A 26,633-nucleotide genomic window follows, 5' to 3' on the forward strand; every position below is an offset into this window, starting at 1 on the left:
TTTTTAATATAATTAATTTTCGAAATTGACAAAAAAGAAGGGGATCAATTCTGTGATCACGAATCCATGAAAATGGAGGTGATCTGCTCGTGGGTAAAAAAGATCGAGTATGGTTTGAGCAAGCTACTGGATTTCTAAACCCTGGGTTGGTCCAAAAATTAAAGAATCACCGTGTGCAACATATGGATGAAACGAAGGAATCTCTACCTGTGATCATTCGCTTTAATCGTGAGGTAGAGGAGCATCGCCATGAAGATGCACTCCATCTGTGTAACGATGGTGAGAGTAATTTTATGGAGGGGAAATTTGATTTTCTCCATGGTGCCTATGGGTGCTTAAGTCCAGAAAAAATACGTAGTCTTATCGATCATGATGGTGTGGATAAAGTGTACTATGATCATAAGGTGCACGCTCTTCTTGATGTGGCAACCAAATCGATAGGTGCTATCGAGGTACAGGCGAAGTCGGATTTGACGGGTAAAGGGGTTACAATCGCTATCATTGACACCGGAATTCACCCCCACGGTGACTTGATGAAGCCAACCTCACGCATTAAAGCTTTTGTAGATATGGTGAACCGACGCAAAGAGCCCTATGATGATCAAGGGCATGGTACACACTGTGCTGGGGATGCTGCAGGTAATGGACAGCTATCTGAAGGCCTTTATGTAGGACCTGCTCCTGAAGCAGATCTTATTGGTATAAAAGTGCTTGATGCTGAAGGAAGTGGCCAACTATCCACGATCATCCGTGGCGTCGAATGGTGCATTAAAAATAAGAAGAAGTATGGTATTGATGTTATTTCTCTTTCACTGGGCGGACCAGCCTTTGAATCTTATGTAGATGACTTAATGTGTCAAGCAGTGGAGAAAGCGTGGCATCATGGGATTGTCGTTTGTGCTGCGGCAGGAAATGAAGGTCCTTTTCCATTGTCAATAAATACACCAGGGATTGATCCTTTAATCCTTACCGTTGGATCAGCAGATGATAAAAATACACCGAAGTTGAAGGATGATGTAAAGGCATCCTACTCTAGTCGGGGCCCTACACTGGACTTCCTCGTGAAACCAGATATTTATGCACCAGGCACCAATATCATCTCCTTGCTTGCTCCAGGTTCACCGCTTGAGAAGCAAATGCCTGAAAACCTCGTTGGTGAGCATTATATCAGCTTGTCGGGTACGTCTATGGCAACACCGTTGACAGCAGGTGTAGTTGCTCTCCTCCTAGAGGCGAATCCTCATTTGAGTCCTAATGATGTAAAGGCGATTCTCATGGATACAGCACGACTGTTTAAAGGGGATCAAGCAGGTTATATCGATGTAGTTGCCGCAGTGAAGTTAGCGAAGCAATATGCGGAGTTCCAGGGCTCAACAGTGGATGTGTAGGTGAAAATTAGGTGGAATAACAAACCCCAATGCTATCAGCCTTGGGGTTTGTTATGTCCAAAATAGGGCTCAGCAGAGGTAGTCCGTTTACATAATAAATAGCTGAGAATCTTTAGTCGTACCCTTAAAGTTATTGCGGTTATCATTCGTACTTCTTCCGTAGTTTGAGAAACAAAAACCCGAAGCTGATATTAGCTTCGGGGAATAACTAAAGATACATAGCAAAGTAGTAGTCTACTTAACTATCGTATTGCTATTTTGTTGCTGAAGGTGAAAAAGCACTTCCCAATTCCTCTGAGCGCTTACGGGCGAAATGGACGGCACTCATTAGAGCGTCTTGGAAGTGATGATTGGAGAGCGTCTCGATCCCCACCATCGTCGTACCACCAGGTGAAGTAACCCTTTGCCGTAATTCTGTTGGGTCTTTACCAGTTTCCAGAAGCATGTGTGCTGCGCCGAGTAACGTTTGTAATGTAAGTTGACGAGCTACTGAACGAGAGAGCCCTTCATTTACTCCAGCTTGTTCAAGGGCTTCAACCAAATAATAGATATATGCTGGACCACTTCCAGAGAGGCCTGTGACGGTATCCATGTCCTTCTCATCAACGAGAACGGTGGAACCAATAGCGTTAAAATCCTCCTGGGTGGCTTGGAGGTCTTCCTTTTCAGCATGAAGCCCACCACACAGCGCGGTGGCTGAACGACCAATCAAACTAGAGGTATTTGGCATTGTCCGGATGACAGTAACCCCTGCTGTAAGATGTTGTTCAATAAATGACGTGGAGATGCCTGCAATGACCGAAACCACACGTTGGTGAGGATGGATGAATCTCCCCCACTGCTGGAGAGCTTCGAGGAGATCCTTTGGTTTTACAGCTAGAATGACCGTACCTGCTTTATGAATAGCATCCTCTTGGCTTTCAGGACAATGAATATGATATTGATCCTGTAGATAAAGCAGTCGCTCACGGTCACTGCGAATGACCACATCAATCATAGCGGGCTCTGTTCGTCCATTAGCGATCATACCACTGATAATCGCTTCGGCCATTGAACCTGCTCCGATGAAGCAATAGCGTTCACTGTGTCTCATGAGAGACCCTCCCTAATTTAAGTTCATAAATATACAAAAAGACCCCCCTCGTCCTAAGGACGAAAGAGGGTCTCTTCCGCGGTACCACCTTATTTGGCACGTTTGTGCCCCACTTGCGGAACGGTGTATGCCGTTCGCTCTCGATAAGGGGAGTTTCCCGTTCGATTCTTCACCGTCCGCATCGGGGCTGGGTTTGGGAAGAGGGTAACGGTGGTGCCTTACAGCCAATGGGTGCCACTCTCTGTTCGTTCCACTCTTCTTACTGATCCCGTCATTGCGTTTATGAGTCATCTGATTTTAGTTTTTATTATTATGCAGGCAAGTGTAAAAGAATGTCAAGGGGCATTGACACGTTTCTCCCCTAAATGAAGGGGAAGCGCTGTTTTTAAGGCTTTATCCTAGGGTATGTATGGATATATCACGAAGAGTGAATCGACAAATAACTTCTTTTCAGAATCAATTCAGAAAATATGTTTTATAAATCGGCAAAATTGGAAATAGATGTGAATGCGTGAGAGAGGGTGAGCATGTGGCAGTCAGAGCGGGGGAGATTCTTCGCATCGAGAGTTATAAACATGACGGTAGCTTTCACCGTAGTTGGGATCGATCGGTGGTATTAGAAGGTGGAGAGCCCTTATTGCTAGCCAATCGTGATGTTCACGTGACGGACGGTAGTGGGGAAAAGTGGATTTCTAAAAGTCTAGCAATCTGTCAGTTTCATAGAACGCGCTGGTACAATACCATAGTAATATTTAATGGCTATGGAAGAAATCCTCGTTATTATTGCAACATCGCCTCCCCCTGTCGACTCGAGGGAAAGTGCCTCGTCTATGTTGATTATGACCTTGATCTCGCGGTAGATGAAATGGGATGTGCCCAGTGGCTGGATCGGAAGGAATTTGCGGCAAATCGTCGCAAAATGGATTACCCTGATGAGGTTGTAAACCAAGTGGAAAAAGCGGAAGCAGAGCTTAACAAGTGTTTTTCCGAGGGCAGGGGTCCATTTACTTCATCGTTTATCCAGGCGGGGGTTCATCGCTACCTTCCTTTTGAAAAAGAATTAATGGGGTGAAGTGATGAGACATGAAGAAAGGTAAGCCTCGGTATGTTTCCTGGCTGAGGACGGTCCTTCTCGCTGTTTCTTTCGCGTTGGTAATCAATCAATTTGGTGTTGCGCTTTCTGTGGTTAATGGAACTTCGATGAAGCCAACACTGGAAAATGGGGACCGTTTGCTGATAAACAAGTTTCATTTCATGTTTAATCAGCCAGAACGAGGGAATGTCGTTACCTTTAGAGACCCATCCAACGATGATCGGTATCTTGTGAAACGTGTGGTGGGGATTCCCGGTGATAAAATCAAAATAAAAAACGGGTCCCTTTATCGTAATGATAAACTTGTAGAAGAACCCTATATTAATACGGAGATCGAAGATGGGAACTATGGCCCAGTCGTTGTCAAGAAAGACAGCATCTTCGTAATGGGAGACAATCGTCATCGGTATGCAAGCCGAGATAGCCGCTACGACAGTGTTGGACAAGTGCCTGACTCGCTTCTTGAAGGCAAGGTAGAGTGGATTGTATGGCGACCGTCTTTGGAAGATTTTTTCTGAAGCTAGTGGTAAGTTAATTGCAAATAATAAAAAGAGTCAAAAACTGTTCACAAAAACCTTTTGCGTGAATTTAGTCCCAGGCGCATAATAGTTAAGGGGCTGGAAACGTTCAATTCTACAGAATTCCAATGCATCGCGCAAGGGCAGTTTTATATAAGATGGAAAACTGCTATAGTGCGTTTTTGTGAATAGAAAGACAAACCCAGGGGGGACCTGATTCATGGATCTGTTAAACAAAACCCGACGCATTTCACGTATTTTACAGGAAAACGTTGGTCATCATCTCGTGGACTTTGACCAAGTGGCCGAAGCCTTGAGTGATGTAATCGGTGCAAACATCTATGTAGTAAGCCCGGAAGGTATGATCTTGGGGCTTGCTACCAATCATGATATTGAAAATGAGCGCATGCAAAAATACCTAAAAGATCGCCAATTCCCAGAAGAGTACGCAACCTTGCTCATGGGCGTAGAGAAGGCGACTTTCAATGTTAGTGTGGACAGCCCTTATACGGCATATCCTGTGGAAATGAGGGACATGTTTAAGCATGGTTACACAACATTGGTACCTGTCGTCGGTGGTGGAGATCACCTAGGAACCCTAGTTCTCTCCCGGATCAATGATGAATTTGTGGATGATGACTTGATTTTAGCTGAGTATGGTGCAACGGTTGTAGGGATGGAAATCCTGCGGGAACGAGCAGGGAAGATTGAAGATGAAGCAAGGAGCCGTGCAGTTGTTCAATTGGCAATCAATTCACTTTCATTTAGTGAGTTAGAGGCTGCTGAACATATCTTTAACGAACTGGAAGGGCATGAAGGACTTCTGGTAGCCAGTAAAATTGCTGACCGTGTAGGAATTACCCGTTCTGTTATTGTAAATGCACTCCGTAAGTTGGAGAGTGCGGGTGTGGTGGAATCCCGCTCCCTTGGAATGAAGGGAACCTACATCAAGATCTTAAATAAAAAACTGCTTCCCGCTCTAGAAAAAGCGCGCAGTTAATTAATGTGGTCACCGGAACGGTGACCACTTTTTGTTTGTTTCGAGAGGTTCAATTACATGATGAGGAGTGAATCGGGGTAAATAAGAAATAAAGGGGATTGAGCAGAGGGAAAGGAGAAGCTCCATGATATTCCGCAAACGGGTATATCATATTACATCACCGCCAACTGTAGATGATTTCCATCGCTTTTTTAATCAGTTTTTATATCCCGTACAAGTAAAATACGGGGCGAAACTGACTGGATATTGGCTGGATGTGTCAGGAAGAGAAGTAACAACGATTTGGCAATATGCAAGCCTTTCCCATTATGAAGAGATCGAACGTCACGTATCTGCGGATCCGTTGTCAAGGAGAGCCAGGGAGGTAGGACTCCTACGAGGTTTTGACCTCAATGATCTCACTGTAAAAGAAGAATTTATTATCCATGAAACAGCAGATGGAGTGGAGACGGTAAGAGATTTGGATTTTTTCGGAGAACAATGAAACTAGAAACGAAAAAATCCGTTGTATTGATGGTAGGGGAATTCAGCAGGACCTCGAGTTGTGCAGCATGAAAATAGTAAAATTTGTTGGTTGTGAGCAAATATATGAAACAAACTCAAACTAAAAAGCGATTTTATTGCGAATAATAGGTGGACTTCTCCGACGATAGTCCTAGGTGAGTCGGGCTAAAAGTAAGACAGATGAAGGAGAAAAAAACACATCCCTATACGGAGGCCACGGAAGGGAAAACCCCCTACAATGAAAGAGAAGGAATACTCAAAGTAGGAAGGGTCGGTAGATCGATGAGTGAGTGGATATCAGGAGGAACAGTAGCAGAGTTAGAAGGAGCCGGTGCGAAGGTGATCAAAGGAAAGAGACATGGGATTGCTCTCTTTTTTCATGAAGGAAATGTATGCGGTGGATAATCGCTGTCTATATATGGGATTTTCCCTTTATAAAGGAAGCTTAAAGGATTGCATTATCACATGTGAATGGCATCATTTCCCACGCTTCATTTGATGGTGTATAGGGTTCGACTTTTTGTATTAACGGAGGATGGGACCTGTGGGCAGTATTCGAAGATATCTTGTATTTATACGGCCGTATAAAAAAGAAATTATAATTACCATGATTGTAGGTGTGCTGAAGTTTGGCATTCCACTGTTGTTGCCGCTTATATTGAAATTTGTTGTGGATGATGTCTTGCTATCTCATCAAGCTGCTGAAGAGAAGTTAAAGCAACTATCTTGGCTATTGATCGGGGCCTTGTTTGTATTTACTGTCTTGCGATGGCCCATTGAATATTATCGACAATATTTTGCACAATGGGCCTCTAGCAGAGTTTTATTTGATATTCGCAATCGCTTGTTTGATCATCTTCAGAAACTATCTCTACGTTTTTATAACAATCAGCGAGTGGGTCAAATCATCTCGCGGGTGATTAATGATGTAGAACAGACCAAGGAATTTGTTGTCACGGGAATGATGAATATTTGGTTAGATATGATCACTCTCTTCATTGCTGTTGCGATAATGGTCTCGATGGATGTGAAGATGACCCTTATTTCATTGGCGGTCTTTCCCTTGTATGGAATAGCAGTTAAAGTTTTTTATCAGCGTCTGCGAGGACTAACTCGGGAGCGGTCTCAAGCGTTAGCTGAGATGCAGGGGCATTTACATGAACGAATTCAAGGGATCTCTGTCATCCGTGCCTTTGGCTTAGAAGGGCACGAAACGAAGCATTTCCATGAACGAAATCGTCATTTTCTTGATCGGGCATTAGCTCATTCACGCTGGAATGGTAAAACATTTGCTGTGATTAATACGATTACTGATATTGCACCGCTTTTACTCATTGGCTTTGCAGGGTGGCAGGTAATTAAGGGCCAAGTAACGATTGGAGAAATGACCGCTTTTTACGGATATATTGGCCTTATATATTCACCGATACGACGCTTAGTTAACGCATCCACAACCTTGACACAATCTCTTGCATCGATGGATCGTGTATTTGAGCTCTTTGATGAACAATACGATATTGTGGATCGCTCTAATGCAAAAGAGTTGGTCGATGCACGTGGCGCTATTGATTTTCAAGAGGTTACCTTTGCGTATGAGGAAAATGGTGAAGCGGTATTAAAGGGAGTCGATTTTGCGATAGAGCCAGGACAAACCGTTGCTTTGGTAGGGATGAGTGGAGGAGGAAAATCTTCTTTGGTTGCACTGGTGCCTCGATTTTTTGATGTGCAGGGAGGAGCCGTGCTTGTAGATGGCAGGGATGTAAGGGACTGGACTCAAGCTAGCCTTCGCTCTCAAGTCGGTATGGTGTTACAAGATAATATTTTGTTTAGTGGTAGCGTATTGGACAACATTCGCATGGGAAAACCAGGGGCCTCTTTGGATGAAGTAGAGAGGGCTGCTAAGGCGGCGAATGCCCATGGGTTTATCCAGGAACTTTCAAATGGATACGATACGGAGATCGGTGAGCGGGGTGTAAAACTTTCAGGGGGTCAAAAGCAACGGGTAGCTATTGCACGGGTCTTTTTGAAGGATCCAGCTATATTGATTTTGGATGAAGCCACTTCTGCCCTTGATTTAAAATCGGAACAATTGATCCAGGAGTCTCTCCATCTTTTAGCAGAAAATCGAACAACATTGATTGTTGCTCATCGCTTGTCAACCATTACCCATGCTGATCAGATCTGTCTCATTGAAGATGGACGAATCATCGAAAATGGGACCCATCGACAATTGATGGAAATTAACGGCAAGTATGCGAGTTTGTTTAATGTTCAAGATCTGGAGAATGAGAAAGAGGTAGTTGGTACTACGGCAGAGAGATGATGGTTAGGGAGGAAAAGCCGGTGAAACGAAGCTTCCCAATTAAATATGAATGGGATATCGTCACTATTCGCAAAGAAGTGAGGAAGCTTGCAAATGAGCATGGATTTAGTGAATTAAACCAAGCACGCATTGTTCAATCCGTTTCTGAACTAGCGAGCAATGTGGTTCACCATGCGGAGGAAGGTAGAGTTCAGGTAGAGCTGATCGAAGAGGAGAACCGATCAGGGATAAACATTATCGTACGGGATTTTGGGCCTGGTATCGATGATTTGGATCAGATTCTGCGTCTGTCTGAGTCACCTGCTTCAGTAGAAGGATACGGATTAAAACAAGTCCGCGAACTGATGGATGAATTTTCGATCCGTGCAGTAGAGGGGAAAGGAACATATGTATCGGTTTCAAAATGGAAGGATGAATCCGATGATGTGTTTTCTGAGTGAACTTTTTTACTAAAGATTTTTTGTCCCTACTAAAAATACCACCTTGAAAGGTGGTATTTTTCATGATTAACAAGGGTTTAGTCACGTTTTTACAGAGGTGACTGTATGTAGCCATATTATGAACCTTTACTAGGTGTACTTGACGCTTGTCGAAGGAAGCAACTAAAATGGTATCTGAAAGTGATACTGCTATTGCATAGTTAGATTTAATAATATCTCTGACAGCGAAGTTATGAAGCTGTTGGTATTAGTTAAATACGCTGAGCCTTTTTTCTTACCAGAAAGAGACAAGTGGGCTCCTAGCGCCATTTTTTGTCGAAATCCGACGTTTTGTCGGCAGTATCCAAGTTTTATTGGAGCGGTTCATAGAAAGGAGGGGTTACTGTGGAACAACCTATGCCCCATCAGTCCTCTAGTAGCCTTCTCGCCGAACCCCAAACCAGAGTAGCGGAAAAGGCAACTATTCGTGATTTCTGGATCCTGACAAAGCCAGGAATCAATGCTTCCAATTTGATGGCGGCGTTTACTGGTTTTTGGCTTGCTGGGCACGAATCATTCAACTTCGGGCTGTTGTTGGCGACACTTATTGGTACAGCGTTAGTTATCGCAGGGGGTTGTGCGGTCAATAACTTCATTGATCGGGATATTGATCCCAAAATGGAGCGAACGAAGGATCGTGCCATTCCAGCCGGACGGATTCAGCCTCACACAGCACTATGGTTTGGGATTCTGCTAGGGTTACTTGGAGTAGCTGTATTGGTGACAATGGTGAACCCGGTTGCAGCTCTCCTAGCAGCCACCGGTTATGTTGTCTATGTGGTTTTCTATTCTGCGTGGACGAAGCGTACGACAACATGGAATACGGTGGTTGGTAGCATTTCAGGAGCGGTGCCACCGATGATCGGTTGGGCTGCTGTGACTGGCTCGTTGGAATGGCCAGCATGGATTTTATTTCTGTTTATGTTCTTTTGGCAGCCTGCTCATTTCTTCGCACTTGCGATTATGAAAACGGAGGATTATCGGACAGCTGGAATTCCGATGCTTCCTGTTGTGAAGGGTTTTGCTGAAACGAAAAAACAGACGCTCCTTTTTGTACTTTTTACCATACCTATATCGATCCTGCTCTTTACCGCAGGAGTGGTTGGGTGGATCTACCTTGGAGTAGCCGTTGCCCTTGGAATTGGATTCCTCTGGTTAACACTCGATGGGTATCGATCGAAACCGGAAGAAATCTGGGCGCGGAGGCTTTTCCTCTACTCCCTGTTCTATCTAACACTGATGCAGGTTGCTATGTTTCTGGATCCTGCCTTATTAAGCTAACAAATAATTGCTGAGCGGCGAATCATTTGCCGCTCGGCTTTATTTGCCCTTGCTTGAAGGCGTTTTCATATAGAAAATAGATATGGCCTGATCGATCTGATGAGAGAAAGTGGGGTTAAGCTGGTATGAGTCGAGGGAAACCTATTGGGCGATTGTTTTTATTTTTCGCTATGTTCGCCCTTTTGTTGACTGGTTGTGAAAAACCGTTGTCCAATGTGTTGGATCCCCAGGGTAAGATAGGGAAAGAACAGTTAGAACTGATTAATTTAAGCGTTTATATTATGATTTTTGTCTGTGTGATTGTCTTTGCGATTTTCTTTTACGTATTGTTGCGCTTCCGTCGGAAGCCAGGGGATAACGCCATTCCCAAGCAAGTGGAAGGTAGCCTGATGTTAGAGACGCTTTGGATTGTGATTCCGATTATTTTACTAGTAATTTTGGCTATTCCTACAGTTATGACTACCTTTTCACAAGCAAAGGAAGCTCCAAAGACAGCGTCCGAGGATTTTATCAGGGTAAAAGCGACTGGACATCAGTTTTGGTGGGAGTTTGAATATCCTGACTATAAGATTCGCACGTCACAGGAGTTACATATCCCGGTAGGTAAAAAAGTATATGTAGAAGTTACCTCGGATGATGTTGTCCATGCTTTTTGGGTGCCTGGATTGGCAGGGAAAGTGGATGCAAGTCCTGGGCGAATCAACCGAATACCCATTGATGCGGATAAACCTGGGATTTACAAGGGTCGCTGTGCAGAGCTATGTGGTGCATCCCATGCGCTCATGAACTTCCAGGTAGTAGCTGAAAAGCCGAGTGAGTTTGAAAAGTGGGCGAAAAAGCGTCAAAAACCAAAATCCGAGCCACAGACAGTTGAGGCAAAAGATGGGAAGAAAGTCTTTGCCCAAAACTGTATGAGCTGTCATGCGATTGATGGTACAAAGTTGAAAATGAAAGGGGATAAAGCCCCTAACCTTACTGGTTTTGCAAAGCGTAATAAGATTGGTGGCCTACTAGACAATAATGAAAAGAACTTAGACCGCTGGCTGAAAAATCCCGAAAAAGTTAAACCAGGCACTTATATGCCAGGATTTTCCCATTTGAATAAGAAAGATCTATCGTCGTTAAAGACCTATCTGAAGAGTCTTAAATAAGAACGGATCGTGATGATTTTTTTAAATAAAAGCATCACTGTATCCGATTGGAACGGAGGGAAAACTTTTGGCTACACTGGTTGTGTTACTCGTCTTTGCTCTGTTCATCGTGGCGATCTTGACGGGCGGTTACAACAAGCAGATGATCTCGCGATTTCGTTCTCATTGGCTATGGGAATGGTTAACAACGGTTGACCATAAGAAAATCGGGATCTTGTATGCGATAGGTGGAGGATTCTTCTTCATCTTCGGGGGAATTGAAGCACTGTTGATGCGGATCCAGCTCTTCTTCCCTGATAACCAATTTATCGTTGGTCGTGATTTTAATGAATTATTATCTATGCATGGGACCACGATGATTTTCTTTGTTGCGATGCCGCTTCTATTTGCTCTAATGAACGTAGCGGTCCCTCTACAGATTGGAGCACGGGATGTTGCATTTCCCTTTCTGAATGCTCTAGGTTTCTGGCTATTTCTGGCTGGCGGACTCTTGATGAATCTGGGCTGGCTATTTGGAGGTGCTCCTGATTCTGGGTGGACCAACTATGTGCCCATTGCATTAAATCAATACAGTCCAGGTTCAGGGATTGACTATTATGTCCTTGGGCTGCAGATAGCAGGTTTTGGAACCACGATGGGTGGTCTTAACTTCCTTGCTACGATTATTAACATGCGTGCTCCGGGTATGGGCTTTTTGCGGATGCCGCTCTTTACATGGACGAGTTTTGTAGCATCGGCGCTTATCCTATTTGGTTTTCCACCTTTGACTGCCGGACTTTTTCTGGTGATGTTTGATCGTTTGTTCGGGGCACAGTTCTTTGAAGTGGCTCTTGGTGGGAATCCTGTGATCTGGCAACATCTATTCTGGATTTTCGGTCATCCCGAGGTATACATCGTGGTTCTGCCAGCCTTTGGCGTCATGTCTGATGTGATCTCCAACTTTGCTCGTAAGCGTCTATTTGGTTACACATCGATGGTTTTTGCTACCTTGCTCATTGGGTTTTTAGGGTTCATGGTTTGGGCTCACCATATGTTCACAGTGGGTATGGGTCCGATGGTTAACTCCATCTTTGCTATCGCTACGATGGCGATTGCAGTGCCTACAGGTATCAAAGTGTTTAACTGGATGTTTACCATGTGGGGCGGCAAAATTACCTATTCTACTGCCATGCTATATGCCGTCGGTTTTATTCCCACCTTTGTCCTGGGTGGAGTGACGGGGATTATGCTGGCTCTTCCCCCCGCTGATTTTCAATATCACGATAGTTATTTCGTAGTTGCACACTTCCACTATGTACTCATTGGTGGTACGGTATTTGGGATTTTGTCAGGCCTTTACTATTGGTGGCCAAAAATGTTTGGTTACAAATTGAATGAAACCTTAGGCAAATGGAACTTCTGGGTCTTTTTCATCGGGTTCCATCTCACCTTCTTAATTCAACATTTCATTGGATTGTTTGGCATGCCACGCCGATATTTTACGTATCAGGAGGAAGATGGCATAACCCTTTTCAACCAAATCAGCACAGTGGGCGCAGTGATGATGGGGGTTGGAGCGCTCCTTTTTGTAGCTAATATTGTAGTAAGTTATCGTAATCGAACTTCTCTGGTTGCAGGAAATGATCCATGGGATGGGCGTACCTTAGAATGGGCGATTTCTTCTCCTCCCCCAGTCTTTAACTTTGCGCAACTACCCCAGGTACGTTCTTTAGATTGCTGGTGGCATGAAAAAATGGAAGGCAATAAAGAGATGGAACCAGCAGAACCGTTGGATCACATCCATATGCCAAACGATACTCCTCTACCGATTATCATGTCACTAGGCTTTTTCATTTCTGGTTTAGGTTTGGTATTCCGAGCCTTTGAGGTAGGCGTATTAGGACTCGTCGTAGTAGTGGTGACCATGTTTGTACGCTCTTTTAAACCGGATCACGGTTACCATATTGAAGTAGAAGAAATCAAAGCGACGAAGAAAGGGGCGTAGGTATCGATGAGTTCAGCGGAACTGAATCACGCGCAAACCTCGGCTCCTCTGCCCCCCCATCCAGAAAAAGCAACTCTGGAGGGGCGCAATAAAATCTTAGGTATTTGGCTCTTAATTGGTGCAGAGACCGTCTTGTTTGCCTGTTTGTTTGGGACCTATTTGGCCTTAAAGGGTTCTAATATGAATGGGCCAACTACCGAGGAGCTCTTTCAAATTCCGATGGTGGCAGCAGCCACTCTCATTCTCTTGACAAGCAGTTTAACCAGCGTATTGGGTGTAGTAGGCATGCACCAAAAGAATGTAAAAAAAGTTATGTTATGGTTTGGTATTACCGTACTTCTGGGAGCCGCTTTTCTTGGACTGGAAATCTATGAATTTATCGAGTATGTTCATGAAGGACATACATTTACCGGAAGTGCCTTTGGATCAGCCTTTTACACGTTGATTGGTACCCATGGTTCCCACGTACTGTTTGGGATTACCTGGATCACTTGCTTGATGATCCAGGTAGCACGTCGCGGGCTCACTCTAGAAACGACTCCGAAATTGTTTGTAGCTAGTCTATACTGGCATTTTGTTGATGTCGTATGGGTGTTCATCTTTACCGTGGTCTACTTGATGGGGAAGGTGGGTTAACCGATGCAGACTAATGTACAGCAAAATACAAGCACCTCTGCCTCACAGGATAGTAGTATGAAATATGTACTCTCCTTTGTTTGGATGCTCTTATTGACGGGAGCTTCCTTCGCGATTGTAATCATGCGTCTCGTTCCAGAGGGAATGGTGATTCCGGCTCTACTTATTCTGGCGTTGCTTCAGGTATTGCTCCAGTTTTTCACATTCATGCATCTTGATCTAAAAAAGAATGGGCTAACTGTCATCTTTACCTTTAGTGGTATCGGAATCGGGGTTATCTGTGCCGTCGCTCTTTGGTTGATTTCATAAAGATGTAGGAGATATCCTCTCTCCCGCTTGGGAGGGGGGATATCTATATCGGTTACTGAGGAGAGGAGGGGACGACTATTGAAAAACATGGATCATATGGACCATTCACAACCTATGCAACATGGAGGGTCACCTTTTCCTGATTTCTGGGATATTGTGAGCCCAGGGATGTTGCTCTTAACTGTTCTCTTAATCTTGCTTTATCTCGCCATTGTGGGTCCATGGCGGAATCGGTGGGGTAGTGGAGAAAAGGTGACGATAGTAAAGAGGTGTGTTTTTGTTAGTGGGCTCCTTATCTACTATCTAGCGACGGGTCCTATTGGTGCCTTTAGTCATTTTCTATTTAGCGCTCATATGACAGAGATGTCATTGGTGTATTTAATCGTTCCTCCTTTGCTACTTATTGGAGCACCACCCTCTCTTTTACGCCGCTTATGGAACATTCCTCGGTGGAAACGAATTTTACGTATTCTTACCCATCCATTGATTGCATTGCTCACCTTTAACGGGCTGATTTCCATTTATCACATGCCAGTCGTTTTCGATACGATCATGGGTAGTATGTGGTTAATGCAACTTTCACACATCATCTTGATGATATGTGCCTTTATGATGTGGTGGCCGCTTGTATGTCCACTCCCCGAGGAGGATCGACTAAGTCCTCTGCAAAAAATGGGGTATATTTTTGCAGATGGGGTCCTTCTCACTCCAGCCTGTGCTTTTCTGGCTTTTTCTGGAACTCTTTTATATGAAAGCTTTCCGGGAGGGCCAATGACAACAGCGATAATGCCTCCACTTGAAGATCAGGCTCTGGGTGGCATCGTAATGAAGATCACCCAAGAGCTGGCTTATGGGAGTGTACTTGGATATACCTTCTTCGGTTGGGTGAGGAAACAACGTCAACAGGATGAGAATGAGTTGGCTACGCGCCGCCAACAGCAGCGTGAGGAAATTAATAAAAAAGAAGGTTCAACGGTATCCTTTAATCACTAAATCAGGTTTGGCGTTCTACAAGATTCATTACACAAACTCCTATGGGAAAAATCCTATAGGGGTTTTTTGAATGGAGAATGTCGATTTCTTTCCCAGGAAATGAAAAAATCAACACCTTTTGTGGAATCGTCAACCATGAAGAAAAAATCGGATGAATGATCGGTATGCTATCCCTTAACAACAGGGATAGCATACTTTTTTTGCGGGAGTTTATGGACTTTACACTTGTGATTACATATTTACTTCCCAAATTTGGAATCGTAATCCAAGATGAGACTGGTTTCGCTAACCGGATGGTAGCGAGGGAGGGGCATTTATGAACGGAGCATTTACGAGGGAAGGAACCGATGGCAATTGGGAGATGACGCTTCCTGATGTGCGAGTAGGAAGTTGGTGGCGAGATTGGTTAGAGTTGAGCAAGCCGCGTATTACCATTTCTAATGCACTCGCCTGTGTGGTTGGTTTTTGGACAGCAGGGGGAAGCACAACACATCAGTTGCCCATCTTTTTAGGGACATTGGTAGGGATTGTTCTTCTGGTCAGTGGGAGTTGTATGCTCAATAACTGGATTGATCAAGATATTGATCCACTGATGGAACGAACGCGATCCCGTGTCCTTCCCCAAGGAAGGCTTCACCCTATGATGGTGGCGATCTTCGGTATTTTATCTGTCATATTAGGTATTGGAATCTTGGCTTTCTTTGTCAACAGTTGGGCTGCTGGTTTAGGAGGGGTGGGGGCTCTCTTTTACATCGTGATTTATAGCCTATGGCTGAAGAGAGTCTCCACTTGGAATACCGTAGTAGGTGGTATTTCTGGGGCAGTACCACCATTGATTGGTTGGGTGGCTGCTACTGGTTCTCCTGACGTAGGTGGATGGATTCTCTTTCTCATTTTGTTCTTTTGGCAGCCGGCTCATTTTTTCGCTCTGGCGATGTTAAACGTAGAGGATTATCGGCGAGCAGGTATCCCGATGTACCCTGTGATCCGAGGAAGTAGCGAGACCAAAATGCAGATTCTTCTCTACGTGAGCCTTTTGTTGCCAACGTCCCTAGCTCTTCAAATTGTAGGGGCAGTGGATGGAGCTTATATAGGAATTAGCCTTCTTCTCGGAAGTGTCTATCTTTTGTTAGCGATTGCTGGATTCTTCATCCGGTCGGAGGAGAAGTGGAGCCGTTTGCTATTTCGGTATTCGCTTATCTATCTGGTAGGGATGTTAGCTGCTTTTATAACATGCGCTCATGGTGGGGGTTAGACCTTCATTATGAAATGGGGTGATGGAATGAAAGGGGGCCTTGGGATGAAACGTTTGATGTTAAGAATGCTGATATGTGTAGGGTTCGTCGGCCTTCTCCTATCGTCGGGGTGTTCGAATCCTTCATTGTCCGTTGTTGATCCATCAGGTGAGGTAGGAAGGACCCAGTTAGGTCTTATCTATTTATCGACAGGGATTATGACCTTTGTGACCGTCGTTGTGGCAGCCATATATATCTATGTGGTGATTCGCTTTCGTGAGAGACCAGGGGATACACATATTCCTAAGCAGGTCGAAGGGAGTACGACACTTGAGATTTTGTGGACAGTGATTCCCATCCTCTTGCTCATCATTCTCGCTATTCCCACTGTAACAACTACATTTAAGCTAGAGAAGCGCCCTGCTCCTTCTGAGAAAGCGGTCCAAATTAATATCACGGGGTATCAATATTGGTGGAAATTTATCTATCCCCAGGATGGAATATCTACAGCGAATGAAGTCCATATTCCGGTGGGTAAACCCATCGAGTTCGTCATGCAATCCCATGATGTGATCCACGCTTTCTGGGTGCCAAGTCTGGGTGGCAAACGAGATTTGGAACCCGGGCGGGTCAATCGATTGACGCTCAAGGCAGATAAGCCAGGTACTTATGATGGGAAATGTACGGAACTATGTGGAGCATCCCATGCCTTAATGAATTTTCGGGTAATCGCTCATCAGCCAGCAGAGTATGAAAAATGGGTTCGTTCCATGAAAAAGCCAGCTTCTAAACCAACAAGTGTACTGGCATCTGAAGGGAAGCGATTGGTTGGACAAAACTGTATTGGTTGTCACGCAATCCGTAATGCAGGTTACAAGATACTAGGAGCAACGGGGCCTGAATTGACGGCCTTTAGTGAACGGACACGAATTGCTGGGGTGTTGGACAACAATCCGCAAAACCTGAGAGTTTGGCTAAAAAATCCGCAGAATGTGAAACCAGGAAGTCGAATGCCTTCCTTTGGACATTTAAAGAAAAAGCAAGTCGATGCATTGGTAAAGTACCTAGAAAGCTTAAAAGGAAGACCACAGTAACGGAAAGGGGGAATTCTCCATGACGACGATCGTTATTTTGCTGGTTTTTGCATTGTTTTTGGGTGGGATAATGAGCGGTGGATATACCAGTCGGTATGTCAAGCGGATGGAGGAAACATCGATATGGGGATGGATCACTACGGTGGACCATAAACGGATCGGGATTTTGTATCTGATCAGTGGTGGTTTTTTCTTCGCTGTTGGTGGTTTAGAGGCCCTATTGATTCGAATTCAGCTGATGTTTCCTAATGCGAAGTTCCTCGTTGGAGATGCCTATAACCAAATGCTCTCAATGCATGGAACGACGATGATCTTTTTAGTGGCAATGCCTTTACTATTTGCCTTGATGAATGCGGCTGTGCCCCTTCAAATCGGTGCACGGGATGTCGCCTTTCCTTTTTTAAATGCCCTTGGATTCTGGATGTATTTTGCTGGGGCATTGTTGCTCAATCTTTCCTGGATCTTTGGTGGGGCACCAGATGCAGGGTGGACGAGCTATGCCTCACTAGCCCTTCCTGAGTATAGCCCCGGTCCAGGTGTCAATTACTATGTCCTTGGGCTTCAAATATCCGGGATAGGTACATTGTTGAGTGGGATTAATTTCCTTGTGACGATTATCAACATGCGTGCACCAGGGATGAGTTATCTACGACTCCCGATGTTTACCTGGTCAGTTTTTGTCACATCAGCATTGATCCTGTTTGCTTTCCCACCGCTGACAGCAGGCCTATTTATGATGATGTTTGACCGACTTTTTGGAAGTAACTTCTTCTCGGTCATAAATGGAGGGAATGTCGTGGTTTGGGAGCACATCTTCTGGATTTTTGGCCATCCAGAGGTGTATATCATCGTATTGCCTGCCTTTGGTGTCTTCTCCGATGTGCTCAGTAATTTCTCTAAAAAACGTCTTTTCGGTTATCACTCCATGGTTTTTGCTCTTGTGCTGATCGGATTCCTCGGTTTTATGGTGTGGCTCCATCACATGTTTACCGTGGGATTGGGAGACGTGGCCAACACGGTCTTTGCTATTACGACGATGGCAATCTCGGTTCCTACAGGGATCAAGGTATTTAACTGGCTTTTTACGATGTGGGGAGGCCGACTTCGCTTTACTACTGCGATGTTGTACGCCTCGGGATTTATCGTCACCTTTGTGATGGGGGGAGTGACAGGGATTATGCTTGCGGTTCCCCCAGCAGATTTCCAGTTTCATGATAGCTACTTTGTCGTCGCTCACTTTCACTACGTGATCTTGGGTGGAACGATTTTCGGTATTTTGGCTGGGGTCTACTACTGGTGGCCCAAAATGTTTGGCTATCTCTTGAATGAGAAGCTAGGCAAGTGGAATTTCTGGACCTTTTTCTTAGGAATGCACCTGACATTTTTCCCGCAACATTTCCTGGGATTGTTTGGGATGCCACGCCGGGTGTTTACTTGGCAACCAGGATATAACTTAGAAATGGGAAATTTCCTTTCCACTATCGGCGCTTTTCTGATGACGATCGGGGTGATCTTTTTCATCATCAATGTACTTGTGACCATCACAAAAGGAAAAGCAGCAGGAAACGATCCTTGGGATGGTCGCTCACTAGAATGGACGATTCCATCCCCACCACCTGAATACAACTTTGCACAACTTCCACTCGTTCGGGGATTAGATCCATGGTGGCTAGAGAAGATGGAGGGTAATGATCAGATGACGCCCGCAGAGCCCCTTGGTCCCATCCATATGCCCAATGACTCTCACCTGCCCTTTGTGATGTCGCTTGGATTATTTGTCTCAGGGTTTGGATTTGTTTTTCAAAGTTCTCAGGTGGGAGCCATTGGATTGATCGTGGTCATTGCTACCCTCTTTATTCGTTCCTTTCAAGAGGATCATGGTCACCATATCGAACCGCAACCGAGTGAGAAGGGAGTTGAGATCTAATGAAAATTGAAGAGACGACTGGAACCGTGGCGGGTATTCCTGCTGAACCTGAACGGGCGACACTAGAGGGGAAAAACAAAGTACTTGGTTTCTGGTTATTCATTTGTGCGGAAACCACGTTATTTGCAACCCTTTTTGGTGCCTATCTCTCCTTAAAAGGAGCCAATATGGGTGGGCCTACCCAGGCTGAACTTTTTAAAATGCCATTGGTGGCATCCTCTACCCTGATCCTATTGGTCAGCTCCCTGACCAGTGTATTGGCGATTACTGCGATGCGCCATAATCAGGCGTCGCGCATGACTGGCTGGTTTTTGGTAACGATCTTACTGGGAGCAGCTTTTCTTACATTGGAGATCTATGAGTTCATAGAATATGTTCACGAAGGGCACACCTTTACAGGAAGTGCCTTTGGATCTAGCTTCTATCTTTTGTTAGGCACCCATGGTTGTCATGTGCTGTTTGGCTTCTTTTGGATCTTGAGCCTGATCATTCAGGGACGTAGAGAAGGAATAACGGTTCATACAGCACCTAAATTTTATGTAGCCAGCCTTTATTGGCACTTTGTTGATTTGGTGTGGGTGTTTATCTTTACCGTTGTATACCTGGCTGGGATGACGACAGGATTGACATGAGAAGGAGGAAGCATTCGTTATGGAAGCCCTGATCCGTCAGTTTTTGATTTTGGATATGTGGAATTTAGGACTTAACCTCGTCGTTGTCGTCCTAGGCGGAGTCTATCTATTACTAACGAGTCAATGGGGAGTTCATCGCTTTGCTGGAGAATCCGTTCGCCCTGGTCAGAAGGTGCTCTTCTTACTCGGACTTTGCAGCCTGTATGGATGTTTAGGCAGCCCCATCGTTCTGATCGGTCACGAATTGTTTAGTGTTCATATGCTGCAACAATCGTTACTTTATCTAGTGATGCCTCCTCTACTAATTCGGGGATTACCTGTTTGGATGTGGCGGCGAGGATTTGCAGAAAAATGGATGCAAATACTCTTTCTACCAGCACAGCGGCCCCTCATCTCGTTAGTGCTATTTAATGGACTATTCTCCTTGTATCATGTCCCACGCGTGTTTGACATGTTAATGAGTAGTGAGCTTCTCCACCTTTTCTCTCACTTTGTATTGATCCTATCCGCTATGTTGATGTGGTGGCCCGTAATGAATCCGGTGAAGGAGCAGGTCAACCTTACCCCCTTAGGGAAACTGGCTTATATTGCAGGAGCTGGGGTTTTACTCACACCCGCTTGCGCCTTGATAATCTTTGCTGATCACCTCTTGTTTGCTTCCTATAGTGAAAGTGGGCAGATGTTTTCGATTCTCTCTCCCTTAGATGATCAACAACTGGGTGGAGTGATCATGAAAGTGATTCAGGAGGTAGTCTATGGAGTCATGTTAGGCATTGTTTTCTTTCAATGGGCGCGGGAAGAGCGTGCAAAGGAGGAATCCGAAGCAGTGGCAGCAGCTGTAGGTAGATCGGCTCCTAATTGGCATATACGGGTGTTAGAGGGAGGAAAGGGGAGTGGTGAGAAGGGAAGAGGATAAAAGATTTGTGAAGTAGTACATGCCTTTGATGTTAAATGAAAATTTGGCTAGTCCCCTGCTCTGAGTGTCAGAGAGTTAAAGCCTGTAGTCTGCAAAGAATTTTGGGCAATATCTGTTGACATGGTGATGATCTCCTTATAGGTAAAATAACAGGTTAAATACAAATGAGGGGACTGATATTTTTCGTCTATCAGTCCCCTCATGGTTTTAATTTTTTTCTAATTGACTTAATACCGCTTCTGCTACAGCGACGGTGGATTGAGGATTTTGTCCGGTAATCAGGTTTCCGTCGATCTCTACATGTGAGTTCCAATTGGGTGTTGCCACAAAGATGGCACCCAGATCACGGAGTTTGCTCTCTAGATGGAAGGGCATATAGGGCGCTACACCGTACTCTGTTTCTTCTCTATTCGTGAAAGTATTCACGCGCTTGCCTGCGACCAGAGGCTGGCCATTTGACAATGTCGCACCGACGAGACCGGCAGGACCATGGCAAACAGCGGAGACGATTTTTCCTGCTTCATAAAAATCTCGAAGCAATTGTTGGAGCCCTTTGCTTTTTGGTAGGTCAAACATCGTACCATGACCGCCTGGCAAGAAAATGGCATCGAATCCGTCTGCTGTCACATCATCAACGTGTTTGGTGTTTTCCAGAAGCTTGGCAGCGTTCAAAAAGTCTTGCGGGGTTTGTTCATCCACGCTGCCTGGGTCCACCGGACTAACTCCCCCTGCTGTGCTTGCAACGGTGACTTCATAGCCTTTATCTTTGAAAGCTAGATAAGACTCTGCAAACTCCGACAGCCAGACTCCCGTCTTTTTGTCTTCCAAATTCGTCTGGGTGTCTTTCATATCCGCATGGCTGGTTACAACCATTAAGATTTTTTTAGCCATTTATACCCTCTCCTATCCTTGGTGTTTTTGGTTACAGTGGTTATTGTAAGTCCATGCTATCCATAAATCAAATTATGTTTTGTGAGTGTATCCATAAATAAATTTATGGATACACTCACAAAGAAATTACAGAAGGTTTTACTTCGTCCCTTCGCCTTTTTCATTCCCTTGCTCGGATTGGAGGAAAATCTCACCGCTACGAATACGAAAAAAAAACCCCTTCAATTTCTTGGGTGTTAGCGATCATCCTAACTGAACAACGACTTTTGTCTATAGTTCGTATTTATAATGAGAGAAATCTTTCTCAAATATTTCTCTCACTAATTGCCTGGTTTCTTGATCATAAAAACTTTCAATCCTAGGCAATTCTTTCCCTTTGTTTAAAATACATTCTCTAGTAAAGAGAGTGTTAGCAAAGTTCCCTCCTAAAATCATTCGATTAGATTCGTGATGATTAGAAGTAAACAATGAATGAAGAGGGGCTGATACCAAGCCAAAAGTGTTTTCTAAGCTCCTAATTTCACTCTCAATATTTTCTAAATATAAGTGATTATTAATGAAGTGTTCTTCGCCTTCTATATATTGTGGATCTATATGCTCATTAATTGAACCCTTCTTATGAAGGGTTTCTCTTACCCAGTACAAATAAGGTAAAAATGCCATTTTATTTTTCGGTAAATTTATCTTCAAATGGATACTAGGATGCTCACTATATTTTATTGCATGTATAAAAGAACTTACAGCTCTTCTATATGGATCTCTTACTAATTTAAAAGCTTGTTTGTTTCCATTTATCATATTTTCCTTTATTTTTGGCAAATAATTATTTTCGTAAGTATATTTTTCTCTGTCTATATGAACCCAGGAAGAGTCATATGGGTATTTTATTTGAAAGAAAAACCACTTTGTTAAAGAGGTACACCCACTTTTAGGACTCCAAAACAAAATGAAGGGGAATGAAGGGTGAAACAATGGAGGAATCGATAATAATCGTTGAACAATTTGTTCTCTCATTCGTTATTATCTCCTATTTGGTGTCCCGGAGAAGACATCTCGTTATTATCTGCTTTGGCATTTTCAGAGTTGAGATCCTTCCAAGCGAGAATGGCATCGATTGAAGGATGATCTTCTCCATAGCTCATGATGAACGAAGGATTTCTATTGTCGTGAAACTCTTTAAACAGGGTGACTGTATAACCTCGATTAATAAAGTCATCTACTTCCCATCCACTACGGTGTGATTGGTAATGCTCGCCTCCTAATTCAAAGAAATCGTAATTTTCTTGATGAAAAAATCCTCTAGGAGTAAATACGATAACTCTATTTTGAGCAATTTTTTCAGCTGTTTCCAACAAATTTAAAGCATCCTTTTTATCGAAATGTTCAATACTGTCATTGAATAATACGGTTGATATAGTTTTTTTCATGAATAAGCGATCCATATTAAAGGCATCATCGCAAATTGGTATAATATGAGGAAGTTTATTTTTACGATTTTCTAAATAGGGACGATGGATCTCCAAGGCGATTATTAACGAACACTCGAATAGATGAAGCTGTTGGCATAAACCGGATCCAACATCTAACAAGCTATGATAAGGGTTGATTAGTTTCTGGAGATAAGGGGTAATATCTTTATCATAAGTTTCATCCATCATAGTAATCATTCCGTTTCTTAATAAAGTTTTATAATATTTGTTAGCGACAACTAAGATAATATTCAATCTTTTGTACTTCCTATAAATATGAATAGATAAATTTCTTGAAGTTATAAATAATTCTTCAATGTTTCTTTTATTTGGGAAACGAGTTCCATTGCTCTTTTTCGAGTAGTATGGAATTTTCTAACCAAATGGAAGCCATTTTCAGCAATTTGTTCTCGTTCTTTAGCATGCTCCAGATAAAATCGAGCCCTATTATAGAAATTTTCGCGATTAATGGATACAAAATGAACACCATCCTTCATCCCCAAATCGAAGGTTTCCTTATTTTTTGGAGCGAGTAGCAAGGTTTTGCATGCCATAACCTCAAAATATTTCAATAACGTATACTCGTACACCGAATTACATGTTAAAAATATTTTCGCTCTATTAATTTCCTTTGCGTAATCTTCTCCAATGAGTGTCCCTTTAACAATATTCTTTACGGTTGTATAGCCTGGATGGCTGTGATAAACAAACTGGGGATTTTTTTTCATAGCATTTAGCATTATCACTCGAAGCGGGTAAATATGGGGAGTCATTGCCCCTATCATTAAATAATCAATCGTTTTGGTTAGTTGGTAATCCTTATATACGTCTGTATTGACGTGATGGGGTAGCCAGAACATATTACTTGATATGTCGGGATACCATTTAAGAAAAGCGTCCCGATAGTGGGTGAAAATATAATCAATCTTATTTTGCCTGGCATAGCGTTTTCGAATATCCAATTCATAAGAAATATCATGAAAAAGCATACCTTTAGGGATTGCAATCGAGCCTAATCCATCAATTAAGGGGCACATTTGTGGATCAAGGAAGTCATTTAGAAGTATAAAATCTGGAGTGAAAGGCAACTGAGCGAGAATTTTTTCAATATGGCCGTTCTCCGTCCACATGGCAAGCTGGCAGTGATTTTTCAATTCTTCCATCAAATAATAGCTGCTTTTTTCCATCTGCTGTGACCGGTCATTTGTAATGCACAGTATCTTTAATTGACCTTTATTAGCCATAAACCATTGGTACCCTCTGTGATTTCAGGAGCATGCGGATTTTCATATCTGAAATCTCTTCCCTTCTTGCTTGATATTTTCGAGTCTCTATATTCAAGCAGGGATCAGACATCAACTCGATAATGTTGCCAATCCTCGCAGACAACACGAGCGCACCTTCAGTTGATGGAGTCTTCTCTCTAACCCCAACCAAAATGATTGAACAGTATTTTCATAGATGAAGCATGCCGTTGCTTCACTTTTCTAATTTCTGCACTGATAACCTGCGCATGTTTCTTTGTTCCCATTTCCTCATGGACTCGGTAAAGTAGCAAAGGCTCAGGTAAATAAAAAAATTCGTGATGATGCAAAATTCTTAGCCACATATCATAGTCGTGGGTGTATGGCAGGGTGTCATCAAATAGGCCGATTTCTGAAAAAACACTCCGGTGAATCATTACGGAACAGCCGTTGATGATATTTCCGATCTGCATGCGCCGAATAAAGGGCACTCTTCCAGGTACATAAACACCCTGAAGCCCGGCAAAAATTTCTCCCTTCTCATTTATGGGATAATAGTTGGCATAGCTTACTTTTGAATGGATCGCTTCCATTTTTTTTAACTGTACTTCTACTTTTTCAGGATAAAAAACATCATCTGAACTAAGCCAGCAAAAATAATTTCCCGTCATGTGGTGGATGCCTTTGTTTAATGCGCTGGCCGTACCTCCATTTGATTTTTCAATATAGTGGATCCGATGCAAAAACGGATGTACTTTTTCTGTATATTTTGTAGAACCATCATTTACAACAATTACTTCAATAGTTGAATACGTTTGATTTAGTGCGCTCTCTATCGACTGATCAATATAGGAGCAGTTGTAAAACGGAATAATAATTGAAACCCTCTTAACCATGGGACCGCCTCACAGTATTTTAAAAATTTCTAATAAATAGTTAATTCGATTTAGTTGAATGTCTGGGTTCATACCATTCATATCTCTTACTTGAAATTTCTTTTCTGCCCATTGGTAAAGCCTTGATCCTTGCTTTTTTTAATGAGGAACTTGGGTTCCACTTTTGGGAACAGAGGACATCAGAAAAGAGGGCAAGCTCTATTTGTTTAACTATATTAGATCTCCTTTATTTTTAATAGGAATAGTGACGATGCTTTGAAGATTTTTGCTTTCGGTTTTGTCTGTTTCATATACTGCAGCACATCTGCTGGTGATAAAGGAGGATAGGCCTGCAAAAATAAAGCCACCGTACCAGAACATAATCCTGTAGCAATTGAAGAACCTGAAAGTGACATATAGTGCTGATTCAGTACAAAAGGCTCAAGCTGTTTGGCTAGAATAGAATAAGGGGACAAGGGTGCTGTAACAGCTATTCCTGGAAAAAAGAAATCAGGTTTCACAATGTTACCAAATAATCTGGTGTGACTGGTGTAGATACTCTGCATTCCTTCATTGAGTTCAGAAGAAGCTCTATCATTTTTGGATCCTACAGCGATCACAAAGGGATGGGAAGCAGGTGAGGCAATCCCTCCAATTGAGGTATTATCAGCCGCCGCACAGATCACTATGCCTGATGACACAACAATACCCGCCGCAACAGCTATTGGGTCTTGATTAATAGCAGTCTCGATGGATAGTCCGAATGATAAGTTCATGATTTTGATGTTGTAGTACTGCTGGTGCTCGAGGCAGTAATCGATGGCTGCCAGTACAGTTGACAGAGTTCCCATTCCATTTTTATCAAGAACCTTGAGGACTAAAAGCTTAGCCTGAGGTGCAATTCCTTTATATTTCCCGTTGGAACTATAGCCATTTCCGGCAATACAGCCCGCTACATGGGTGCCATGGCCGTTATCATCGTAGGGTTTTTCATGGTCATGCACGAAGTCTTTGAAACCTTTGATCCGGTTGGAGGGATAAGTGAAATCAGGGTGAGGATATATACCGCTATCAAGTACGGCGACCGTAACTCCTTTACCGGTAAGTCCATATCGCTTCTTTACGATATCGGCTTCCGTTGTTTTCCGTGCTCTTTCACAAAAGGCATGAACATGGCGATTGAGGTAGAGACTCTCTATTTCAGGAAGAGAAGCAAGGGCTATTATCTCGGATAAAGTAAAAGAGCCGCTGAAAAAGGGGAGATGCTGGAACTGATGAATATTGCCATTTTCGTATAAAAGAGAATTGTACCTCTTTTCTCCTTTGATGTGTTTTATCATTTTTCCCACAACAGAAATTTTAACTTCCTTACCCGTTTCAATCATACTTGATACATGCTTGAAGAGCGGTTGGTCAATTTTTTCATAGAATGATGGTGGATAATTCATTCGTATATCCTTCCTGTTGACGTTGTCAATAAGTACAACGTTAATCAAAAGCCGATACCAAAATTCAATCATTTTTATTCAAAAAACTTAAATAATTGAATAGATACCGGATCAATTCAGGTAGAAGGAGATCGTATGCCGATCTGATGA

The 26,633-nt window shown here is 43.3% G+C and carries 28 protein-coding genes; 21 read left to right on the top strand and 7 right to left on the bottom strand.

The features are described from left to right. Positions 1-89: 89 nt before the first annotated feature. Positions 90-1,388, top strand: a complete 1,299-nt coding sequence (locus BLV90_RS07490) for a S8 family peptidase (protein ID WP_091738677.1) — start codon at positions 90-92, stop codon at positions 1,386-1,388. Positions 1,389-1,641: 253 nt separating this feature from the next. Here the strand turns inward: BLV90_RS07490 and proC are convergent, their stop codons facing one another. Then, the gene (proC, locus tag BLV90_RS07495; protein ID WP_091738680.1) at positions 1,642-2,481 is read right to left on the bottom strand and encodes a pyrroline-5-carboxylate reductase; all 840 of its coding nucleotides are present in this window, start codon (positions 2,479-2,481) and stop codon (positions 1,642-1,644) included. A 213-nt stretch (positions 2,482-2,694) separates the two neighbouring features. Between proC and BLV90_RS16195 the strand changes: the two genes are divergently transcribed. From BLV90_RS16195 to BLV90_RS07585, 20 genes are all read left to right on the top strand, one after another. Further along, on the top strand, positions 2,695-2,850 hold the full coding sequence (locus BLV90_RS16195; RefSeq protein ID WP_177167945.1) for a hypothetical protein: 156 nt from the start codon (positions 2,695-2,697) through the stop codon (positions 2,848-2,850). Between the two features lie 160 nt (positions 2,851-3,010). Further along, the gene (locus tag BLV90_RS07500) at positions 3,011-3,553 is read left to right on the top strand and encodes a DUF402 domain-containing protein (protein ID WP_177167946.1); all 543 of its coding nucleotides are present in this window, start codon (positions 3,011-3,013) and stop codon (positions 3,551-3,553) included. Between the two features lie 11 nt (positions 3,554-3,564). Next, the gene (gene lepB, locus BLV90_RS07505; protein WP_091738686.1) at positions 3,565-4,092 is read left to right on the top strand and encodes a signal peptidase I; all 528 of its coding nucleotides are present in this window, start codon (positions 3,565-3,567) and stop codon (positions 4,090-4,092) included. Between the two features lie 220 nt (positions 4,093-4,312). Next, positions 4,313-5,092 carry a GTP-sensing pleiotropic transcriptional regulator CodY gene (codY, locus tag BLV90_RS07510; protein WP_091738689.1) on the top strand — a complete coding sequence of 260 codons (780 nt, stop codon included), beginning with the start codon at positions 4,313-4,315 and terminating at the stop codon, positions 5,090-5,092. Positions 5,093-5,216: 124 nt separating this feature from the next. After that, entirely contained in the window at positions 5,217-5,576 is a 360-nt protein-coding gene (locus BLV90_RS07515) for an NIPSNAP family protein (RefSeq protein ID WP_091738691.1), read from the top strand. Between the two features lie 302 nt (positions 5,577-5,878). Beyond that, positions 5,879-6,001 carry a hypothetical protein gene (locus BLV90_RS16670; RefSeq protein WP_281242006.1) on the top strand — a complete coding sequence of 41 codons (123 nt, stop codon included), beginning with the start codon at positions 5,879-5,881 and terminating at the stop codon, positions 5,999-6,001. 13 nt (positions 6,002-6,014) lie between these two features. Next, positions 6,015-6,095, top strand: a complete 81-nt coding sequence (locus BLV90_RS16760; RefSeq protein WP_342707311.1) for a hypothetical protein — start codon at positions 6,015-6,017, stop codon at positions 6,093-6,095. A 45-nt stretch (positions 6,096-6,140) separates the two neighbouring features. After that, positions 6,141-7,919 carry an ABC transporter ATP-binding protein gene (locus tag BLV90_RS07525; protein WP_091738697.1) on the top strand — a complete coding sequence of 593 codons (1,779 nt, stop codon included), beginning with the start codon at positions 6,141-6,143 and terminating at the stop codon, positions 7,917-7,919. Between the two features lie 20 nt (positions 7,920-7,939). Next, a complete protein-coding gene (locus tag BLV90_RS07530) occupies positions 7,940-8,359 on the top strand; it encodes an anti-sigma regulatory factor (protein ID WP_177167947.1) in 420 nt (139 codons plus the stop codon). A 384-nt stretch (positions 8,360-8,743) separates the two neighbouring features. Beyond that, positions 8,744-9,679 carry a heme o synthase gene (gene cyoE / locus BLV90_RS07535; RefSeq protein WP_245726286.1) on the top strand — a complete coding sequence of 312 codons (936 nt, stop codon included), beginning with the start codon at positions 8,744-8,746 and terminating at the stop codon, positions 9,677-9,679. 125 nt (positions 9,680-9,804) lie between these two features. Continuing rightward, a complete protein-coding gene (coxB, locus tag BLV90_RS07540) occupies positions 9,805-10,830 on the top strand; it encodes a cytochrome c oxidase subunit II (RefSeq protein ID WP_091738703.1) in 1,026 nt (341 codons plus the stop codon). Between the two features lie 142 nt (positions 10,831-10,972). Continuing rightward, a complete protein-coding gene (gene ctaD, locus BLV90_RS07545) occupies positions 10,973-12,814 on the top strand; it encodes a cytochrome c oxidase subunit I (protein WP_091738909.1) in 1,842 nt (613 codons plus the stop codon). A 6-nt stretch (positions 12,815-12,820) separates the two neighbouring features. Beyond that, on the top strand, positions 12,821-13,450 hold the full coding sequence (locus BLV90_RS07550) for a cytochrome (ubi)quinol oxidase subunit III (protein ID WP_091738705.1): 630 nt from the start codon (positions 12,821-12,823) through the stop codon (positions 13,448-13,450). Between the two features lie 3 nt (positions 13,451-13,453). Then, entirely contained in the window at positions 13,454-13,759 is a 306-nt protein-coding gene (locus tag BLV90_RS07555) for a cytochrome C oxidase subunit IV family protein (RefSeq protein WP_091738707.1), read from the top strand. 87 nt (positions 13,760-13,846) lie between these two features. Continuing rightward, complete coding sequence (locus tag BLV90_RS07560; protein WP_245726292.1) at positions 13,847-14,752, top strand: cytochrome c oxidase assembly protein; 906 nt, start codon at positions 13,847-13,849, stop codon at positions 14,750-14,752. A gap of 316 nt (positions 14,753-15,068) precedes the next feature. Then, entirely contained in the window at positions 15,069-16,007 is a 939-nt protein-coding gene (gene cyoE, locus BLV90_RS07565) for a heme o synthase (protein ID WP_091738711.1), read from the top strand. Between the two features lie 45 nt (positions 16,008-16,052). Next, positions 16,053-17,081: a cytochrome c oxidase subunit II gene (coxB, locus tag BLV90_RS07570; protein ID WP_091738912.1), complete on the top strand. Its 1,029-nt coding sequence runs from the start codon at positions 16,053-16,055 to the stop codon at positions 17,079-17,081. Positions 17,082-17,151: 70 nt separating this feature from the next. Further along, positions 17,152-19,008: a cytochrome c oxidase subunit I gene (gene ctaD, locus BLV90_RS07575; RefSeq protein ID WP_091738915.1), complete on the top strand. Its 1,857-nt coding sequence runs from the start codon at positions 17,152-17,154 to the stop codon at positions 19,006-19,008. Continuing rightward, a complete protein-coding gene (locus BLV90_RS07580; RefSeq protein ID WP_091738713.1) occupies positions 19,008-19,640 on the top strand; it encodes a cytochrome c oxidase subunit 3 in 633 nt (210 codons plus the stop codon). The genes ctaD (BLV90_RS07575) and BLV90_RS07580 overlap by 1 nt, the downstream gene beginning before the upstream one ends. A 19-nt stretch (positions 19,641-19,659) precedes the next feature. Then, positions 19,660-20,556, top strand: coding sequence for a cytochrome c oxidase assembly protein (locus BLV90_RS07585; RefSeq protein WP_091738715.1), 897 nt, complete (start codon positions 19,660-19,662; stop codon positions 20,554-20,556). A 207-nt stretch (positions 20,557-20,763) separates the two neighbouring features. Here the strand turns inward: BLV90_RS07585 and BLV90_RS07590 are convergent, their stop codons facing one another. The 6 genes from BLV90_RS07590 to BLV90_RS07615 form a co-directional block, all read right to left on the bottom strand. Further along, positions 20,764-21,447 (bottom strand): type 1 glutamine amidotransferase domain-containing protein, encoded by a 684-nt coding sequence (locus BLV90_RS07590; RefSeq protein WP_091738717.1) that lies wholly within the window; start codon positions 21,445-21,447, stop codon positions 20,764-20,766. A 270-nt stretch (positions 21,448-21,717) separates the two neighbouring features. Further along, complete coding sequence (locus BLV90_RS07595; RefSeq protein ID WP_091738719.1) at positions 21,718-22,461, bottom strand: sulfotransferase family 2 domain-containing protein; 744 nt, start codon at positions 22,459-22,461, stop codon at positions 21,718-21,720. Continuing rightward, entirely contained in the window at positions 22,458-23,171 is a 714-nt protein-coding gene (locus BLV90_RS07600; protein ID WP_091738721.1) for a class I SAM-dependent methyltransferase, read from the bottom strand. Before BLV90_RS07600 ends, BLV90_RS07595 begins: the two co-directional genes overlap by 4 nt. A 44-nt stretch (positions 23,172-23,215) precedes the next feature. Continuing rightward, positions 23,216-24,160: a glycosyltransferase family protein gene (locus tag BLV90_RS07605; protein WP_091738724.1), complete on the bottom strand. Its 945-nt coding sequence runs from the start codon at positions 24,158-24,160 to the stop codon at positions 23,216-23,218. Positions 24,161-24,339: 179 nt separating this feature from the next. Beyond that, positions 24,340-25,056, bottom strand: a complete 717-nt coding sequence (locus BLV90_RS07610; RefSeq protein ID WP_091738727.1) for a glycosyltransferase — start codon at positions 25,054-25,056, stop codon at positions 24,340-24,342. A 215-nt stretch (positions 25,057-25,271) separates the two neighbouring features. Continuing rightward, positions 25,272-26,483: a S8 family peptidase gene (locus tag BLV90_RS07615; RefSeq protein ID WP_177167948.1), complete on the bottom strand. Its 1,212-nt coding sequence runs from the start codon at positions 26,481-26,483 to the stop codon at positions 25,272-25,274. Between the last annotated feature and the right edge of the window lie 150 nt (positions 26,484-26,633).

Source organism: Marininema mesophilum, from assembly GCF_900106775.1.
In the GTDB taxonomy this organism is placed as follows: Bacteria; Bacillota; Bacilli; order Thermoactinomycetales; family DSM-45169; genus Marininema; species Marininema mesophilum.

Excerpts from the sequence above, each read along its gene's own strand:
- BLV90_RS16670 (WP_281242006.1), top strand. The coding sequence starts at position 5,879 with ATGAGTGAGTGGATATCAGGAGGAACAGTAGCAGAGTTAGAAGGAGCC.
- proC (WP_091738680.1), bottom strand. The coding sequence starts at position 2,481 with ATGAGACACAGTGAACGCTATTGCTTCATCGGAGCAGGTTCAATGGCC.
- BLV90_RS07580 (WP_091738713.1), top strand. The coding sequence starts at position 19,008 with ATGAAAATTGAAGAGACGACTGGAACCGTGGCGGGTATTCCTGCTGAA.
- coxB (WP_091738703.1), top strand. The coding sequence starts at position 9,805 with ATGAGTCGAGGGAAACCTATTGGGCGATTGTTTTTATTTTTCGCTATG.
- BLV90_RS07605 (WP_091738724.1), bottom strand. The coding sequence starts at position 24,160 with ATGGCTAATAAAGGTCAATTAAAGATACTGTGCATTACAAATGACCGG.
- cyoE (WP_091738711.1), top strand. The coding sequence starts at position 15,069 with ATGAACGGAGCATTTACGAGGGAAGGAACCGATGGCAATTGGGAGATG.
- BLV90_RS07585 (WP_091738715.1), top strand. The coding sequence starts at position 19,660 with ATGGAAGCCCTGATCCGTCAGTTTTTGATTTTGGATATGTGGAATTTA.
- BLV90_RS07610 (WP_091738727.1), bottom strand. The coding sequence starts at position 25,056 with ATGGTTAAGAGGGTTTCAATTATTATTCCGTTTTACAACTGCTCCTAT.
- BLV90_RS07595 (WP_091738719.1), bottom strand. The coding sequence starts at position 22,461 with ATGAGAGAACAAATTGTTCAACGATTATTATCGATTCCTCCATTGTTT.
- coxB (WP_091738912.1), top strand. The coding sequence starts at position 16,053 with ATGAAACGTTTGATGTTAAGAATGCTGATATGTGTAGGGTTCGTCGGC.
- codY (WP_091738689.1), top strand. The coding sequence starts at position 4,313 with ATGGATCTGTTAAACAAAACCCGACGCATTTCACGTATTTTACAGGAA.
- BLV90_RS07560 (WP_245726292.1), top strand. The coding sequence starts at position 13,847 with ATGGATCATATGGACCATTCACAACCTATGCAACATGGAGGGTCACCT.
- BLV90_RS07555 (WP_091738707.1), top strand. The coding sequence starts at position 13,454 with ATGCAGACTAATGTACAGCAAAATACAAGCACCTCTGCCTCACAGGAT.
- ctaD (WP_091738909.1), top strand. The coding sequence starts at position 10,973 with ATGATCTCGCGATTTCGTTCTCATTGGCTATGGGAATGGTTAACAACG.
- BLV90_RS07515 (WP_091738691.1), top strand. The coding sequence starts at position 5,217 with ATGATATTCCGCAAACGGGTATATCATATTACATCACCGCCAACTGTA.
- BLV90_RS16760 (WP_342707311.1), top strand. The coding sequence starts at position 6,015 with ATGGGATTTTCCCTTTATAAAGGAAGCTTAAAGGATTGCATTATCACA.
- BLV90_RS07615 (WP_177167948.1), bottom strand. The coding sequence starts at position 26,483 with ATGAATTATCCACCATCATTCTATGAAAAAATTGACCAACCGCTCTTC.
- ctaD (WP_091738915.1), top strand. The coding sequence starts at position 17,152 with ATGAGCGGTGGATATACCAGTCGGTATGTCAAGCGGATGGAGGAAACA.
- BLV90_RS07590 (WP_091738717.1), bottom strand. The coding sequence starts at position 21,447 with ATGGCTAAAAAAATCTTAATGGTTGTAACCAGCCATGCGGATATGAAA.
- lepB (WP_091738686.1), top strand. The coding sequence starts at position 3,565 with ATGAAGAAAGGTAAGCCTCGGTATGTTTCCTGGCTGAGGACGGTCCTT.
- BLV90_RS07550 (WP_091738705.1), top strand. The coding sequence starts at position 12,821 with ATGAGTTCAGCGGAACTGAATCACGCGCAAACCTCGGCTCCTCTGCCC.